General features: G+C 31.2%; 12 protein-coding genes and 1 tRNA gene. 8 read left to right on the top strand and 5 right to left on the bottom strand.

Annotated elements, in window-relative coordinates:
• Nucleotides 1-104 precede the first annotated feature (104 nt).
• From uvrC to GFV00_RS01020, 4 genes are all read right to left on the bottom strand, one after another.
• Nucleotides 105-1892, bottom strand: a complete 1788-nt coding sequence (gene uvrC, locus GFV00_RS01035; RefSeq protein WP_160556666.1) for an excinuclease ABC subunit UvrC — start codon at nucleotides 1890-1892, stop codon at nucleotides 105-107.
• Between the two features lie 204 nt (nucleotides 1893-2096).
• Complete coding sequence (locus GFV00_RS01030) at nucleotides 2097-3374, bottom strand: replication-associated recombination protein A (protein WP_160556847.1); 1278 nt, start codon at nucleotides 3372-3374, stop codon at nucleotides 2097-2099.
• A gap of 226 nt (nucleotides 3375-3600) precedes the next feature.
• The gene (locus GFV00_RS01025) at nucleotides 3601-3993 is read right to left on the bottom strand and encodes a hypothetical protein (protein ID WP_160556667.1); all 393 of its coding nucleotides are present in this window, start codon (nucleotides 3991-3993) and stop codon (nucleotides 3601-3603) included.
• 16 nt (nucleotides 3994-4009) lie between these two features.
• Nucleotides 4010-5524 carry a GH3 auxin-responsive promoter family protein gene (locus GFV00_RS01020; protein ID WP_160556668.1) on the bottom strand — a complete coding sequence of 505 codons (1515 nt, stop codon included), beginning with the start codon at nucleotides 5522-5524 and terminating at the stop codon, nucleotides 4010-4012.
• 173 nt (nucleotides 5525-5697) lie between these two features.
• Between GFV00_RS01020 and GFV00_RS01015 the strand changes: the two genes are divergently transcribed.
• The 8 genes from GFV00_RS01015 (at nucleotide 5698) to GFV00_RS00985 (ending at nucleotide 15558) form a co-directional block, all read left to right on the top strand.
• Nucleotides 5698-7452, top strand: coding sequence for a long-chain fatty acid--CoA ligase (locus tag GFV00_RS01015; RefSeq protein WP_160556669.1), 1755 nt, complete (start codon nucleotides 5698-5700; stop codon nucleotides 7450-7452).
• 240 nt (nucleotides 7453-7692) lie between these two features.
• Nucleotides 7693-7779: transfer RNA gene (locus GFV00_RS01010), tRNA-Ser, on the top strand.
• A 167-nt stretch (nucleotides 7780-7946) separates the two neighbouring features.
• Nucleotides 7947-8189, top strand: coding sequence for an Arm DNA-binding domain-containing protein (locus tag GFV00_RS01005; RefSeq protein ID WP_160556670.1), 243 nt, complete (start codon nucleotides 7947-7949; stop codon nucleotides 8187-8189).
• A 284-nt stretch (nucleotides 8190-8473) separates the two neighbouring features.
• Nucleotides 8474-9520: a type I restriction endonuclease gene (locus tag GFV00_RS09715; RefSeq protein ID WP_255448757.1), complete on the top strand. Its 1047-nt coding sequence runs from the start codon at nucleotides 8474-8476 to the stop codon at nucleotides 9518-9520.
• Between the two features lie 26 nt (nucleotides 9521-9546).
• Nucleotides 9547-11517, top strand: a complete 1971-nt coding sequence (locus GFV00_RS09710) for a DEAD/DEAH box helicase family protein (protein WP_255448759.1) — start codon at nucleotides 9547-9549, stop codon at nucleotides 11515-11517.
• A complete protein-coding gene (locus GFV00_RS00995) occupies nucleotides 11510-12784 on the top strand; it encodes a restriction endonuclease subunit S (RefSeq protein ID WP_160556671.1) in 1275 nt (424 codons plus the stop codon). Before GFV00_RS09710 ends, GFV00_RS00995 begins: the two co-directional genes overlap by 8 nt.
• Nucleotides 12785-12787: 3 nt before the next feature.
• On the top strand, nucleotides 12788-13906 hold the full coding sequence (locus GFV00_RS00990) for an AAA family ATPase (RefSeq protein WP_160556672.1): 1119 nt from the start codon (nucleotides 12788-12790) through the stop codon (nucleotides 13904-13906).
• Nucleotides 13907-13926: 20 nt separating this feature from the next.
• Nucleotides 13927-15558 carry a type I restriction-modification system subunit M gene (locus GFV00_RS00985; protein ID WP_160556673.1) on the top strand — a complete coding sequence of 544 codons (1632 nt, stop codon included), beginning with the start codon at nucleotides 13927-13929 and terminating at the stop codon, nucleotides 15556-15558.
• Between the two features lie 1080 nt (nucleotides 15559-16638).
• Here the strand turns inward: GFV00_RS00985 and GFV00_RS00980 are convergent.
• Nucleotides 16639-17325: a hypothetical protein gene (locus tag GFV00_RS00980; RefSeq protein WP_160556674.1), complete on the bottom strand. Its 687-nt coding sequence runs from the start codon at nucleotides 17323-17325 to the stop codon at nucleotides 16639-16641.
• Nucleotides 17326-17898 lie beyond the last annotated feature (573 nt).

Genomic DNA, 17898 nt, shown 5'->3' with positions numbered 1-17898 from the left:
TTTTTATAATTAAAAATAACAAGCAAAAATACTATTATCTTTTAATTATAGTAACGATTTTATCCGATTAACTTTTTTATCGAGTTTTAGAAGTTTTGAAAATCTTATTTATCCGTTTTAAAATAATTTACGATTATTGAAGTTCTTTTATCACCAATAAGCTTTTGAATTTCATCTTCGCTAGCCTGTCTTATGGCTGATACGGATTTAAAGTGATTTAAGAGTATCTCAATGGTTTTTTTTCCAATTCCGGGTATTGTTTCCAGTTCAGTCGTGAATGTTTTTTTACTTCTTTTATTTCTGTGCCTGGTTATTCCATACCTGTGCGCCTCATCCCGAACTTTTTGCAACACTTTTAAGGTTTCTGAAGTTTTATCCAAGTATAAAGGGATGGAATCATGGGGAAAATAGAGTTCTTCCAACCTTTTGGCGATCCCGATAATAGGTATTTTTCCCGCCAATCCCAGTAATTCCAATGATTTATAGGCAGAGCTTAACTGACCTTTTCCTCCGTCAATTAGTATAAGTTGAGGTAATTCGTTATTTTCTTCTAATTGCCTTTTGTATCTGCGATATATTACCTCCTCCATAGTAGCAAAGTCATTAGGTCCTTCTACTGTTTTAACATTAAAAATACGATACTCTTTTTTACTCGGTCTGCCGTTGCGGAAGACAACACAGGCAGAAACCGGATTGGTTCCTTGTATATTGGAATTATCAAAACCTTCAATTAATCGTGGTTCTTCCGGTAAATGTAAAAGCGTTTTCATTTCAGCCATAATTCGGTTGGAATGTCGTTCGGGATCAACAATTTTAACCTGTTTTAGCATTTCTAACCTATACTCTTTGGCATTTCTTTCAGATAAATCTAAAATTTTCTTTTTATCCCCTATTTTAGGAATATATAATTTTACATCCGGTATTTTTATATCTACAGGAAAAGGAATATAAATGATTTTAGATACTGAATTGAATTTTTCTCGTATTTCAATTATACTTTTTTGTAGTATTTCTTCATCGGATTCATCCAACTGTTTTTTTATTTCAGTTGTATAGGATTGAATGATTCTACCTTTTACAATTTTAAAATAATTAACATAAGCAGCCGATTCATCGGAAGTTATTCCGAATACATCCACATTGGATATAGTGGGTGAAATAACAGTTGATTTCGCTTGATATTTTTCTAAAATATCTAATTTTTCTTTTATTTGCTGTGCTTTTTCGTATTCCAATTTATCAGAATACTGCATCATTTTTTTTCGTAAGGATGCTAATGGTTCGGATATATTACCTTTGATAATATCCCGTATTTCTTTGATATTTTCTAAATAATCTTCAAGCGTTTGATATTCCTCACAAGGACCTAAACAATTATGGATATGATATTCCAGACAAACGGAAAATTTATGTGATTCAATTTTTTCTTGAGTTAAATCTAAATTACAACTTCGTAAGGGATAGATACTTTTTATTAATTCTAACAGTGCTTTGGCAACTACTACGGAACTATAGGGACCATAGTATTCAGAACCGTCTTTTATTAATTTTCTGGTTAAAAAAACTCTTGGAAAGGGTTCATTTTTAATGCAAATACAAGGATAGGTTTTATCATCTTTTAAACGAATATTATATCGCGGCTGAAATTCTTTAATCAGATTATTTTCCAACAATAAGGCATCGTATTCAGTATCAACAATCGTAATTTTTAAATTTTTAATTTTTGAAACTAAAACTTTAGTTTTACCTACATGTTCTTTGTTGAAATAGGATGAAACCCTTTTTTTTAAGTTTTTAGCTTTTCCAACATATAAAATTTTCTGGTTTTCATCAAAAAACTGATAAATTCCCGGTTTGTTAGGTAATGTTTTTAACTGAAGTTCTAATGACATATCTGTTACTGAAATTTCCTATACAAAAATACGTATAACTAAATTAATTAATGATTCAAAAATAGAGACGAAATAAGATTCTTATCTTAGTTGCAGCTATTGAATGGAAATGTTAGAAAAATTAAAATTGGACTAAAAGGGAGATTTATTCTATTTTTACTACATCTTTTATATCACTGAATTTTAGTCAATTCTGTGATCATATTAAAAATTGTATTTATCCATCCACAAATTTTTAAGATAATCTCTGAGTTTGTTTTCTCTCGGATTATTACCGGGTTGATAAAAACTTTGATGAGAAGCTTGATCGGGTAAAAATTCTTGATATACAAAATTTCCCGGATAATCATGGGCATATTTATATCCTGAACCGTAATTCAGCTCTTTCATTAATTGAGTGGGTGCATTTCTTATTGATAGAGGAACGGGCAAATTTCCTGTTTCTTTAACGTATGCTAAAGCTGAATTTATTGCTAAATAGGAAGCATTTGATTTAGGAGAGGTTGCTAAATAGATGGCACACTGACTTAATAAAATTCTTGCTTCGGGATTTCCAATAACATTTACCGCTTGAAAGGTATTATTTGCTAATATTAAAGCTGTAGGATTGGCCATACCTATATCTTCTGAAGCGGAAATAACCATCCTTCGGGCTATAAATTTAATGTCTTCTCCCCCATCCAGCATTCGAGCTAACCAATATACGGCTGCATTGGGATCTGAACCTCGAATCGACTTTATAAAGGCGGAAATGATATCGTAATGTTGTTCTCCTCCTTTATCATACAAAGCCATATTTTGTTGAATGACTTTTTTTATTTCTTCATTATTGATATGGATTTCCTCCTGATCACTGAATTGTTGTACAACTAAATCCAAGCTGTTTAACAGTTTTCTGGCATCGCCTCCTGAATATTGTAATAAGGCCTCTTCTTCATCTATGATTATCTTCTTTTGGGACAAAATTTCATCTTCTGTTATAGCTCTGTGCAATAAATTGGACAACGCTTTTTTATCTAAGTGATAAAGGGTATATACCTGACACCTGGATAATAGTGCTGATACAACTTCAAAACTGGGATTTTCCGTGGTTGCTCCGATTAATACGACCCATCCTTTCTCAACGGCTTGTAATAAACTATCTTGCTGCGATTTATTGAATCGGTGGATTTCATCAATAAATAAAATAGGACTTTTTCCGGTAAATAAATTATGATTTTTAGCCTTTTCTATTACTTCTCTTACTTCTTTAACTCCGGAGCTTACCGCACTAAGTGTATAATAGTCTCTTTGAGATTCATGGGCTATTATTTCTGCGAGAGTTGTTTTTCCTGTTCCCGGAGGACCCCAAAAAATCATGGAAGCCAGATTTCCACTTTCCACCATTCGTTTAATGGGACCGTCTTTTCCAATTAAATGATTTTGATATTGATAGTCCTCAAGGGTTTTCGGACGCATTCTTTCTGCTAAAGGTGACTGGATCATCCTCTTATTTATTAATACTGTTTCTAAATGTAATTATTTATTTTCAAATTTAATTGATCAAAGGCAATAAATTTTCACATTTTCTAATATATATATGCTTTATAGATTTGAACTTAAAACTTTTAAAAATATCCTACTTTTTAAAAATAGAGTTACCCAAAGTTTCTGTAGTTTTACCATATAATTTTTCGTAAACTAGTATAATATTGAATAGAAATCCTTATTAGTTATTTTTGTAAAGCGTTTTGCCGTCTTTTTCTAATTCATAGATATCATTAATTTTTTTTACTACCCAATTTCCATTTTTCCATTCAGTATCATTTATCTTTTGTGCGATCACTGAACCGGGTATTTCAGATGAAAATATTTCTATACGATCTTTATCTACAAGTATATAAGCTGCTTGAGTAGAGGTTGTGGAAACTGGTTTTAATTTAATTCCTACATTAAACGGTTGAACGCAATCTCTTTTAATTTGCGACCATTGAGAACCGGTAGATCTTTTACACCCGTGTTCGTCTGGATCATTTCCTACAATGACCGAATGGGTGTTATTTTTAGATGAACAGGCAAGTAAGCTTAGAGTAGTTCCTAAAATTAAAAAAAATTGTTTCATTATTAAAGTTTTTAGATTATTTATGGTTTAAGTTCAGCAATGAATCCAAATATTCCCTGTCATTAGCTAAACGGGGTATTTTATTTTGACCACCCAATTTACCTCTTTGCTTCATCCAGTCATAGAAAAGATGAGGTCTTGCTGAATGTACTTTGGGCATTGTTAATGTCATATTATTATATCTTTTGGCTTCGTAATCGGAATTTAATTTCTGCAATTCATTATCTAAAATTTCCGTAAATTTTTCCAAAGAATTCGGTTGTCGTGCAAATTCTATAATCCACTCATGCGAACCTTTTTCTTTTCCTTTCATAAATATCGGCCCGGCCGTATATTCGGATATTATCGCTTGGGTTTCTTTTTCCGCCTCTTTTAAGGCTTTTTCAGCATTTTCAACCATCAATTCTTCACCAAATGCATTAATATAAAATTTGGTTCTTCCAGTAACTCTTATTCGATACGGATTTTTAGAAACAAACTTTACCGTATCTCCTATAATGTATCTCCACAATCCGCCATTAGTTGTTATAACCAATGCATAATTGGTATCTAACTTTACATCTTCAATGGATAAAACTGTCGGATTATCCGAATAAAACTCATCCATAGGTATAAACTCATAAAATATACCATAATCGAGCATTAAGAGCATATCTTTACTTTCATTGGTATCTTGCATGGCAAAATACCCTTCGGAAGCATTATAAATTTCATAATAATTAATCGGTTTGGAAAATATGGATGCATACTGCTCAACATAAGGAGTAAAACTTATTCCTCCATGAAAGAAACATTCAACATTCGGCCATACTTCATCAATGTATTTTTTATCAGTGGCTTCTAATACTTTTCGTAATAATACCATCATCCAGGAAGGAACTCCGGTAAAACTTCCCACATCTTGCGTAATGACTTGTTCCACAATTGCAGGTAATTTGATTTCCCAATCTTTTAAAAGAGATACTTCTTTATTTGGAGTGCTTTTCCATTCTGCCCAAAAGGGTAGATTATCTATTAAAACGGCAGATAAATCTCCATATTTCGAATCAAAACCGGCGTAATTTTCTCGGGTTCCTCCCAACCTTAAATTTTTACATTGAAAAATTTTTGTATTTGGATTATGGAAAGCATACATTGAAAATAAATCTTTTCCTGCCTTATAATGACATTCTTGTAAGCTATCTTCTGTAATTGGAATAAATTTACTTTTAGCATTGGTTGTACCGGATGATTTGGCAAACCATTGAATTATTCCGGGCCATATAACATTTTTTTCGCCTTTTCTTGCTCTCGTTATATAAGGTTCGAAATCTTCATAATGTACTAATGGAACTTGATTTTTGAAATCCTTATATGAAGTTATTTGATTAAACTTATATTTTTTCCCGTATTCGGTATCTTTTGCCTTATATAAAAGAGCTGTTAATACGGCATTTTGGGTATCTTCAGGATTATTAATGAACACTTCCATTTGCTTAACCCTTTTCTTTACATACCACTGGATAAAGGTATTTACAATTCCTGATACCATTTCTTTACTAATTTTAGGATATAAAAGTACATATATTACTAAATCTAGCCAAAAATTAACTAATTTTTGAAATAATTAACATACCTTAATTTCATAAGAATTATATTATTCTTAACTTTACATTTCGAGATTTAGGCTTATCTTATTCTAAATTTCGATAAAAAAAATTATATATGAATTTTTCGCAAATCATACTTGATAATAAAGTATTATCTTCTAAAGTAGCCTTAAATTTTAAAGAAAATCATGAATGGAAATCGTATACTTGGTTAGAGTTTACAAATTTAGTTAAACAAACAGCCAATGCTCTAAAGTCTTTAGGTGCTAAACCTGATGACAAGATTGCCATATATGCTGATAATATGCCGCAATGGATGATTTTAGATTTAGCGATTCTTACTATTGGTGCTGTTACTGTACCGATTTTTGCTACTCTAACTTCTGAACAAGCTGAATACATCATAGATGATGCTAATGTAAAAATTATTCTTGCCGGAAATGAAAAACAATATACGAATTGTTTAAAGATCTATTCTAAAGGAACTTCTCTTGAACATATTTTAGTTGCTAAGAATTTTATTGAATTACAAAGTAAATATTCCTATCATTTTTATGATTTGATTAAAGATCAGTCAACAGACTGTGAAGTGGTTTCTAAAGATAAAGACGATATCGCTTCTATAATATATACTTCCGGAACAACCGGAGAACCTAAAGGCGTAATGCTTTCTCACGGAAATTTTATCGAAGCTTGTAAAGCTCATGAAAGTTTCTTTGGTTTTACTCCTAAAAATGAAAATTCATTAGTGTTTTTACCATTAAGTCATGTATTCGAGAAATGTTGGAGCTCTTTTGTACTGTCAAGTGGTGGGCAGCTTAGCTTTTGTGAAAATCCGAAAGAAATATCACAATTTCTTTTAGAAGTGAAACCAACAACCATGTGTTCGGTTCCTCGCCTTTTCCAAAAGATTTATATTTCTGTTAATGAAAAAATCCAAAGCAGTCCCAAATTTTTAAAGAAATTATTTACATCCTCTTTGAAAATTGGTCAAAAATACTCCAATCTAAAAAGAAACGACAAAAAAATCCCTTGGTTTTTAGCCCTTAAGTATAAAATCGTTGATACACTGTTTTTCAAAAAAGTTAAGAAACAATTGGGAGGTAATCTTAGATTTATTCCTGTGGGAGGAGCTTCGATTAGTCCTGAAATAACAGAATTTTTGGATTGTATTGGAATTCATTTATGCGTGGGATATGGCTTAACTGAAACCACTGCGACTGTGGCAGCTTTTCCGTTGAAAAACTATGAGTATAATTCGGTTGGTAAACCCATGACAGGAGTACAAATACGTATAGGAGATGAGAATGAAATTTTAATTAAAGGATACGGGGTTTTTAAAGGTTATTATAAGAAGGAAAAAGAGACTAAAGATGCATTTACTGCCGATGGATGGTTCAAAACCGGTGATGCAGGAAAATTTGACGAAAAAGGTAATTTAATTATTATTGATCGCATTAAAGATTTAATGAAAACGTCTAACGGTAAATATATTTGTCCGCAGCCGATTGAAAATCTTTTAACCAATGATAATTATATTGAGAAAGCTGTGGTTGTGGGTGATAATAAACCGTATGTAACTGCCTTATTAGTACCTAATTTTGAAGCGTTGAAACATTTTGCAGAAAATTTAAATATTCATTTTAATTCTTTTGAGGAGCTTATATCTCATCAAAAAATAAAAGATTTGTTCACTGCGAGAATTAATCATATTCAGCAACATTTAGCAGGATTTGAAAAAATTAAAAAATTTCAATTGCTTCCTATGGATTTTAACATGGATTCAGGTGAGATCACTCCTACTTTAAAAGTTAGACGTAAAATTGTATTGGAAAAATTTAAATTTCTAATCGATGATATGTATAGTTAATAGTAAATAAATTCTTATTATTATAAAAAAACAACTAAGATAATCTTAGTTGTTTTTTTATTTTATAATTAGTGTAATCAGAAAAAGAGTTTTAATACAATTTGAGTTATATATCTATATTATTAATTGCTTATTTAAATATAAATTTAAACGTTCTTCCCGTTAAAATTTAATTTTAATAAAGATTATATTATAGTTGGTTCAATCTAAAAATATTTCTATATTTGCGCTCTACTAAACAGAGAGGTGCTCGAGTGGTTGAAGAGGCTACCCTGGAAAGGTAGTATACGGGTAACCGTATCGTGGGTTCGAATCCCATCCTCTCTGCTAATAAACCCGCATAAATAGCGGGTTTTCTTGTGTTTACGCGGTTTATAGCCCTTTTTTACATTTTTTCACCTGTGCCATATTCTGCCATATTCTGCCAATTTTTTGATACCTTTTTTAAAAAAAGTATCAAATTTTTTGATACCTTTAATCAAATTTATAATTACATGGATAGCTTATCATTACGCTTTATATTCGACAGGAAAAATGAAATTAAGAATAAAGGTAAAGAAACAGGGCTATTACACATTGAAGTCAGGCAGAACAAAACCATAAACCGTATATTTATATCTACAGGCATTAGATTAAAACCATCTGAATTTACATCCAAAAACGGATTTACTTGTAAAAACCATCCTAATGCATCTGCCATAACCGCTAAGGCTCATAAGATCCCATTATTTCGGTAATTCAAATTTTTAAACTTATATTTTACTATTTTTCCCATAATTAACATAAAAATAGATTTTAAAAATACCCATTCGGGATGAAAAAAATTGAATTTTCTTAAGGGCTTGGATGAGATAACATTAGAATAGTATATATATGATTTATAATCATCAATAAGCGTTGCTTTTTATGTATATTTGTACTCTTTATCTAATTAACTAGTAACAGAACAGATAAATTACTAACTATCTGTAATTAACAGAATAGGGAATAAAATATATCATTTTGGCATATACATTTATATATGATTAAAGAAATAGAAATAGAGAAAAAATTAATTAAACAACTTTCAGAGTTAAAATATAATTATCGCCCGGATATTGTTGATAGAAAAACGCTTGAGGAAAACTTTAAAGCCAAATTTGAAGAGCTTAACCGTGTTCATCTTTCAGAGAGTGAGTTTTCTCGACTTCGGGAAGAAATAATTAATTCCGATGTATTTACTACATCCAAAATGTTGCGTGAAAAACAATACTTTCAGCGTGAAGATGGAACTCCTCTACACTATACTTTAGTAAACATCAAAGATTGGTGTAAAAATAATTATGAAGTTATACATCAATTACGCATTAATACTGAAAATAGTAATCAACGTTATGATGTTATTCTTTTAATCAATGGTTTGCCTGTGGTGCAGATTGAATTAAAGAAGTATGATATATCGCCGCGAAAATCCATGCAGCAAATAGTGCATTATAAAAACGAACCGGGCAACGGTTACAGAAATTCTCTACTTTGCTTTATGCAGTTATTTATAGTGAGTAATGTAAGCAGAACCTTATACTTTGCGAATAATAAAAATGAGCATTTTGCATTTAATGCAGATGAACAATTTCTTCCGGTTTATGAATTAGCTGACATCAATAATAACAAGATTAATAATCTTTATGATTTTGCTGATAAATTCCTCAAAAAATGCACACTTGGAGAAATGATTAGCAAATATATGGTACTGGTGGAAAGCGAACAAAAATTGATTGTGATGCGTCCGTATCAGATTTATGCAGTAGAGGCTATTATTAACTCTATTGAACAAAACTTAGGAAACGGTTATATTTGGCATACCACAGGAAGTGGTAAAACCCTAACTTCTTTCAAAGCTTCTACTTTTATGAAAGACATGCCTGATATTGAAAAATGTTTGTTTGTGGTTGACCGGAAAGATCTCGATAGACAAACCCGTGAGGAATTCAATAGATTTCAAGAAGGGAGTGTAGAAGAAAATACCAATACAGAAACATTGGTAAGGCGTTTGCTTTCTACCGACTATGCAGACAAGCAGACAAAGTAATTGTTACTACCATCCAAAAATTGGGTTTGGCTTTAGCTGAGGAAGATAGTAAGCATAACAAAGCAAAGGAAAAAAACGGTAAAGAAATTTATAAAAAGAGGTTAGAACCTTTGAAAGATAAACGTATGGTTTTCATTTTTGACGAATGCCATCGTTCTCAATTTGGAAATTATAATACAGCGATAAAAGCGTTTTTTCCCAATGCAAAGCTATTTGGTTTTACAGGTACACCCATTTTTGAAGATAATGCGACTAATGTTATAAGAGAAGATGGAAAAGCAACATACAAAGTGACAGAAGATATATTTGATCAAGTGTTGCATAAATATACCATCACTCATGCTATTGATGATAGAAATGTATTGCGTTTCCACATAGATTTTTTTAAAGGCAAAAATTCCGCTAAATTAAATCAGGGAGAGACGGTTAAACGACAGGCTGTTGTGGAGTCCATTTTGGAGAAGCATAATGGAGCAACCAACAACAGAAAATTTAATGCTATTTTGGCTACTGCTTCTATCGATAATGCTATTGAATACTATCAGTTATTCAAAGAAGTTCAGAAAAAGAAACAAAGCGAAAATCCTGATTATCTGCCGTTGAATATTGCTTGTGTATTTTCACCACCCGCACAGTTAATTGCTAAGGATGGAGACCGTCAAAGCCAAAAGAATGCAGCAGATATCAAGCAACTTCAGGAAGATTTAGTTCAGGAAAGAGAAGACAATACACAAAACCCTGAAGAAAAGAAAAGAGCTTTAACGGTAATTATTACCGATTACAATATACAATACGGTACGAATCATAGCATCCATGAGTTTGATTTATACTATCAGGACGTACAAAAACGCATTAAAGATCAAAAATATAGTAATAAAGATTATCCACATAAAAATAAAATTGATATTACCATAGTAGTGGATATGTTGCTCACAGGTTTTGACAGCAAATACCTGAATACTTTGTACGTAGACAAAAACCTAAAATATCACGGACTGATTCAGGCATTTTCACGAACCAATCGGGTGCTCAATGATTCCAAGCCTTACGGCAATATCTTAGATTTCCGTTCGCAGCAGGATGCCGTAAATCAAGCTATCGCTCTTTTTTCGGGAGAAGACAGTGGGCAGTCCAGAAAAATTTGGCTGGTTGATCCTGCTCCGGTAATTATTGAAAAATATAAAGAAGCCGTAGATAAATTGGGAGAATTTATGCAACAACAAAACCTTGTTAATGAACCGCAAGAAGTATACGGATTGAGAGGAGATGCTGCAAGGATTACCTTTGTGAAAAACTTTAAAGAGGTACAACGGCTTAAAACCCAACTTGATCAATATACAGACTTGGATGAAGATCAAAAAACTACCATCGAAACCATTTTACCTAACGAAACTTTACAAGGATTTAGAAGTTCGTATTTGGAAACAGCGAAGCGACTAAGAGAAATCCAGCAAAAAGGAGGCGATGAAGTACCGCCCGAAATTCAACAACTGGATTTTGAATTAGTATTGTTTGCCTCTGCAGATATAGATTATGATTATATCATGAAACTGATTGCAGACAATACGCAAAAGAAACCTACAAAGCATAAAATGACTAAAGAACAGGTAATTAGTTTGCTGAAATCCAATTCCAATTTAATGGAAGAAGAAGAAGATTTAACCGATTATATCAACAGTTTGGATTGGAACAGCGGACAGGATGTAAAGGCGCTTTACCAAGGATACAATACATTTAAAGTTCAAAAATACAACAAAGAATTGGCTGCCGTAGCTCACAAGTACGGATTAGAAACAGCAGAACTGAAAGCTTTTGTAGAAGAGATCATGAGCCGGATGATTTTTGACGGGGAAAAGCTTACGGATTTATTAAAACCCTTAAGCTTAGGCTGGAAAGAACGCAGGGTTAAAGAATTAGCATTGATGGAAGACCTAGTACCCCAATTAAATAAATTAGCCCAAGGACGTGAAATATCAGGATTAGATGCTTATGAGTAAGAAAAAAGAATTAATACCCAAATTGCGTTTTCCTGAGTTTGTGGATGAAGGGGAATGGGAGGAGAAAAAATTGGGCAAAATTGCAAAATATGAAAATGGTAAAGCCCATGAGCAAAATATAGTAAAACAAGGAAACTATATTGCTGTAAATTCTAAGTTTATTTCTACAGATGGAAAAGTGAAGAAATATACTAATACCGCAAATTGTTTAGCGAGTAAAGGTGAAATCTTAATGGTTCTTAGTGATCTGCCAAATGGCAAAGCACTAGCTAAATGTTTTTATGTTGACATAAATAATAACTATTCAGTAAATCAAAGGATTTGTAAAATAACACCAATTAATGCTGAAAATAAAATACTATACTATCTTTTGAACAGGAATTCTTATTTTCTATCGTTTGATGATGGAGTAAAACAAACTAATCTTCGAAATGAAGATGTATTAAAATGTCCTATAATCCTTCCAAAGATCCAAAAAGAACAACAAAAAATAGCTTCCTGCCTTTCCTCTTTAGATGAGATGATAGCAGCTCAAGGCCAAAAGCTGGATCTGCTTAAAGACCACAAAAAAGGATTAATGCAAAAGCTTTTTCCTCAAGAAGGGGAAAAAGTACCTAAATATAGGTTTAAGGAATTTGAGAAAGATGGAGAGTGGGTGGAAAAGAAAATAATTGAGACAACAGATAAAAAAATCAAATGGAGTTTTACTGGTGGGCCTTTTGGTTCAAACCTAAAAGCTAGTGATTATACAACAGAAGGAATTCGAATTATTCAACTCCAAAATATTGGTGATGGAGAATTTAATAATGAATACAAAATCTATACTTCAAAAGAGAAAGCCGATAAATTGTTAAGCTGCAATATCTACTCGGATGAAATAATCTTATCAAAGATGGGTGATCCTGTTGGTCGAGCTTGTATTATACCATCTTACCTAAATAGATGTGTTATGGCTTCTGATGGCATAAGATTAGTTGTAGACGAGAAAAAATACTCGAAATATTTTATTTATTCAATAATAAATTCAAAACAAATAAGAGAAGCTATTGAGAAAAAATCAACAGGTTCAACCAGAAAAAGAATTGGTTTAGATGAACTAAAAGGAATTGAGTTAATGATACCTAAAACTATCAAAGAACAACAAAAAATCGCCTCTTGCCTATCATCCTTAGATGCTTTAATCACAGCCCAGACAGAAAAGATAGAACAATTAAAACTACATAAGAAAGGATTGATGCAGGGATTGTTTCCTAAAATAAACGACTAGAATATGAATACAATAATTAATTTTACAAACCTTGCAGAGGTAGCCAAGCATCTCCGAAAAGACTTAATAGGAGATAATCGTAAAATGAAAAATTTGGTATTATTATTTGCTCATAATGGTAGTGGTAAAACCCGGCTTTCGATGGAATTTAAACAGGCCGGAAAAAAGGTTGATGTTGATGGTAATGTATCCAGTCGGGATACTTTATATTTCAATGCGTTTACTGAAGATTTATTCTTCTGGAATAATGACCTTGAAAATGATACCAACCGAGTACTTAAATTAAATCCTGACTCTGTATTTTTTGACGGATTACATGAGTTGGATTTGGATGTCAAAATTGAATCATTTTTAAATAATTATGTAGATTTAAAGTTCGATATCGATTATGATACCTCCACTGTAGCTTTTTCACGAAGCATGATTGTTGACGGAAATGAACAAACTGCAGAGAATATTAAAATCTCAAGAGGAGAAGAAACCTTATTTATATGGTGTTTTTTTCTTGCCATTTGTCAGTTAGCTATTGATAAAGACCCTGCATACAGTTGGGCGAAGTATATTTACATTGATGATCCCATATCCTCTCTTGATGAAAATAATGCTATTGCGGTTGCTTGTGATTTATGTAATTTAATTTCCTCAAAAGGTAACATGATTAAAACGGTAATTTCAACGCATCACAGCTTGTTCTTTAACGTACTTTTCAATGAATTTGGTAGAAAAAAACTGCAGTATAAACGTTATTTTTTACATTGTAAAGGAACTGATGGTTATGCTTTACAAAATACCAAAGATACCCCTTTTTTTCATCATATAGCCATACTGAGCGAATTAAAAAAAGTCTGTGAATCAAATAAAATTTATACCTATCATTTTAATTCCTTGAGAAGTATTTTAGAAAAAACGGCAACTTTTTTTGGATATGATAAAATTGATAAATGTATTGTCGGTTTAGAAGATGAAGTGCTTTTTGAACGGGCATTACAATTATTCAGCCATGGTAAATATTCAATATTCGACCCCGTAGAAATGGGAGATGAAAACAAAGAACTTTTCAAAAGAATTTTTACCGGTTTTACAGAAAAGTACGAATTTCATTTTCCAGAAATATTTAACTAAAAACTTAAAACAGAAACAGTATGACACAACAAGATAAAAATAAATTAGGGGATACACTTTGGGTTATAGCAGATCAATTGCGAGGAGCCATGAATGCGGATGACTTTCGTGATTATATGCTTTCGTTTCTCTTTCTCCGGTATCTGTCTTTTAACTATGAAGAAGCAGCCAAAAAGGAATTAGGAAAAGATTATCCCGAAAGTTCTTCTAAAGATAACCGAGATGATTTTATTGTACCTCTCCCTTTACAATTCTGGTACGACAAAAACCAAGAGGATATAGAAAATTTTGAAATGCAGATGCGTAGAAAAGTTCACTATGTTATCAAACCGAAATATTTATGGAGTAATGTTACCGAACTAGCTCGTACTCAAGATAATGATTTATTGGAAACACTCCAAAAAGGGTTTCGTTACATTGAAAACGAATCGTTTGAAACCACATTTAAAGGTTTGTTTTCTGAAATCAACCTGAACTCGGAAAAACTCGGAAAAACTTCCAAAGAAAGAAATGATAAGCTTTGTAAGATAATTACAAAAATAGCCGAAGGCATTGCTGATTTTTCTACAGATACCGATACTCTTGGAGATGCTTATGAATATTTGATTGGTAAATTTGCAGCCGGTTCAGGAAAAAAGGCAGGAGAGTTTTATACACCACAACAAATTTCAACCATTCTTTCCAGAATTGTTATCTTAGATACTCAAGATCCTGTAAGAGGTCCAAAATCTAAATTAGACAAAGTATTGGATTTTGCCTGTGGTTCGGGTTCGTTACTATTAAATGTAAGAACCAAATTAAGGGAAAATGGCGGTACTATAGGGAAAATATACGGGCAGGAAAAAAACGTGACGACTTACAATCTGGCACGTATGAATATGCTTCTACACGGCATGAAAGACACCGAGTTTGAAATTTTCCATGGAGACACTTTGCTCAACCAATGGGATATATTGAACGAAATGAATCCTTCTAAAAAGATCGAATTTGATGCTATAGTAGCTAATCCGCCTTTTAGTTTACGTTGGGAGCCGAACGATACTCTGGCAGAAGATTTTCGTTTTAAAAGCCATGGGTTATCGCCAAAATCAGCAGCTGACTTTGCTTTTTTGTTACACGGATTTCACTTTTTAGCTAAAGAAGGAACTATGGCTATTATATTGCCTCGTGGTGTTTTATTTCGTGGAGGAGCAGAGGAGCGAATACGAACTAAGCTATTAAAAGATCATAATATTGACACGGTTATTGGTTTACCTTCCAATTTATTCTACTCAACAGGTATTCCGGTTTGTATTCTGGTTTTGAAAAAATATAAAAAAGAGGATGATATTTTGTTTATTAATGCCGGTGAACATTATGAAAAAGGTAAAAGGCAAAATTCATTAGAAGATAAATACATAGATAAAATTGTCGAAACATATCAGCACCGATATGAAATAGAACGATATTCTCGTAAAGTTTCGATGGAAGAAATTGTGAAAAATGGGTATAACCTAAATATTTCGAGATATGTAGATATATCAGAAGATGAAGTACCAATTGATTTAAAAGAGGTAAATAAAAAATTGATATCAATAAACAAAAGCATAAAAACAAATACGGATAAACATAATAAATTTCTAAAAGAGCTGGGATTACCTCCTATTAACTAATAGGAAGAGTTATAAATTTAGTGCAAGGCGCAAATATCTATATTTAGATACTTGCGAAAAACTTGAATAAAACTACACTGAACGTAGAATAATTTACATCGGTATAATCAATGTTTAATTAAAGTTTTTCTTTTTTAGGAGTATTATCAAACCGTTACCGTAATAAATAAATAAAAAAATAATATCTTATGGAACAATGTTAAGATATTTTAGACAGAGACCATCCTCTCTACTAATAAACTCTCTTATATAGCGGGTTTCCTTGTTTTTAAACGGATTATGATGCATTTTTACGTTTTTTTAACTGTGCCATATTCTGCTAATTTTTTGATACCTTTAGTCAAATTTATAATTACATGGATAGCTTAACATCACGCTTTTTATTCGACAAGAAAAATGAAATTAAGCATAAAGGGAAAGAAACCGGGCTATTCACATTGAAGTCAGACAAGATAAATCTACGAAACGAATATTAATACCAACGGGTATCAAATTAAAATCTTCAGAATTTACACCCAAAAACGGATTTACTTGTAAAAACCATCCTAATGCATCTGCTATAACCGCTAAGGCTCATCGGATATTTAGGGATATTTAAGATTTCAATTATTTTGGATAGGGGTATTTGATATTTATCCCATTTAAAAATTATTAAACATTTATTTTGTAAAAGTCTCATACATTAATCCAATCCTTATTTTAAATCATCTACTCATAAAGAAAATTTTTTAACTTTTTTTGACATAAAAAAGAATTATTACCAAGTTTATTAAAAACTATGGATCTCAAATACTACTATTTTAAAAGTATTATCTTCAAATGGCATTTTTTCTAAAATCGCCTATAACATCGGGTTTAATTATTTTACATCTTACGTCGCATGTTATCAATTAATTATTGCGAAAATCATATATATTACTTATGAATCAATTTTGTTAAACCACATCATTGCTGGTTCACAACTGGCATCAAGTATTATATAATTTCCAATATTTAATTTTTTTTATTCTACCTTATATATATTGTCTAGCATGTGTAGTTATTAACATATTTCTTTAATAATTAATTCTTTTTATAATTTTATTTTTTTAAAACTTCTTTCTTCGTAAACATTCTGAAAGTTCCTTCATCATCAAATCCGTAATATTTATCAGGCTCAATGATTACATTTAAAATCTTCCCTCCTACTTTTGATTTATGTAAATCTATAAAATATCCATCCTTGTCATATTCAGCTATAACAACAAATCCGTTTTTTGCCTTAAACTTAGATCTATAACCTAATGCAAATGCTATAGTGTTTTTACCTTTCGTTGTGCATAGGGAGTTATACCCCATAGCCACGCTAAATGCATCATCTCCTTCGGTGTGGCTTTTTGAGTTACCTCCAAAAGCCATACTGTGTGAATAATTCCTTTGAGTTATGCTTTTTGAGTAATCCTCTAAGGTTAAGCTAAATGACTGAGGCCCTTTAGTTTTACTTTTTGATTTTTTACCTAGGGTTATACTATGTGAATTCCAACCATCTGTTTTGCTTTTTGATTTTTTGCCTAAAGTTACACTATTAGATTTCCAACCATCTATTTTACTTTTTGATTTTTTGCCTAAGGTTACACTATGTGAAAAACTATCTTTAGTTTTGTTTTTAGTATCATCCCATAATGTTATACTATATACTTGATATCTTTTTGTGATACGTATTTTACCAATATTAAATAGTTTTTTTAGTTTTTTGATAATTTTATTAAAAAAATTCCCTTTTTTCATGATTTAATTTTTAATATTTATAAAATATTTTTTGCTTAAAAATTAAAATTTCTTTTTTTGTTTCTTACTTTTATTTTTTTTAATAATTATATACCTGATAAGAAACTTAAAAACGAACCTGTAAATAAACCTGTAAAAAAATTTTTAAAGGTTCGTGTCAATGCCGAATAATATCAAAAAAATACCGCTAAAGTATTTGGGAATACTAAATAATCAAAAAAGTAAATACCCCCTTATATAATTGGAATATATGGACTTAAAAATGAACTTTCAAATTTATTTATTAAAATATTAGCACAAGATAACCATTCTAATTTTTTAAAAAATATTTTATAGAGCACTTATCATTTGTTAACATTTGATTATTACATAGTTAGCTCTAAAATTTTATATGAATAGTTTGATATATGATATTTAACATATGGATGTTGTATCGTTTTTTTTTATAAATTGCGTTTACACTAAGAACTTAAAAAAAATGAATGAAAAGGAACTGCTTAAGATCATGTTATACCTTAATAAAAAAGGCCTAATATCTAATGAAAAATTTAACTGGTTAAAAAACAATAATAC

The organism is Apibacter sp. B3935 (assembly GCF_009827705.1).
In the GTDB taxonomy this organism is placed as follows: domain Bacteria; phylum Bacteroidota; class Bacteroidia; order Flavobacteriales; family Weeksellaceae; genus Apibacter.
The sequence above is the reverse complement of the archived record's forward strand: the minus strand, read 5'-3'. Positions and strand labels throughout refer to the sequence as shown.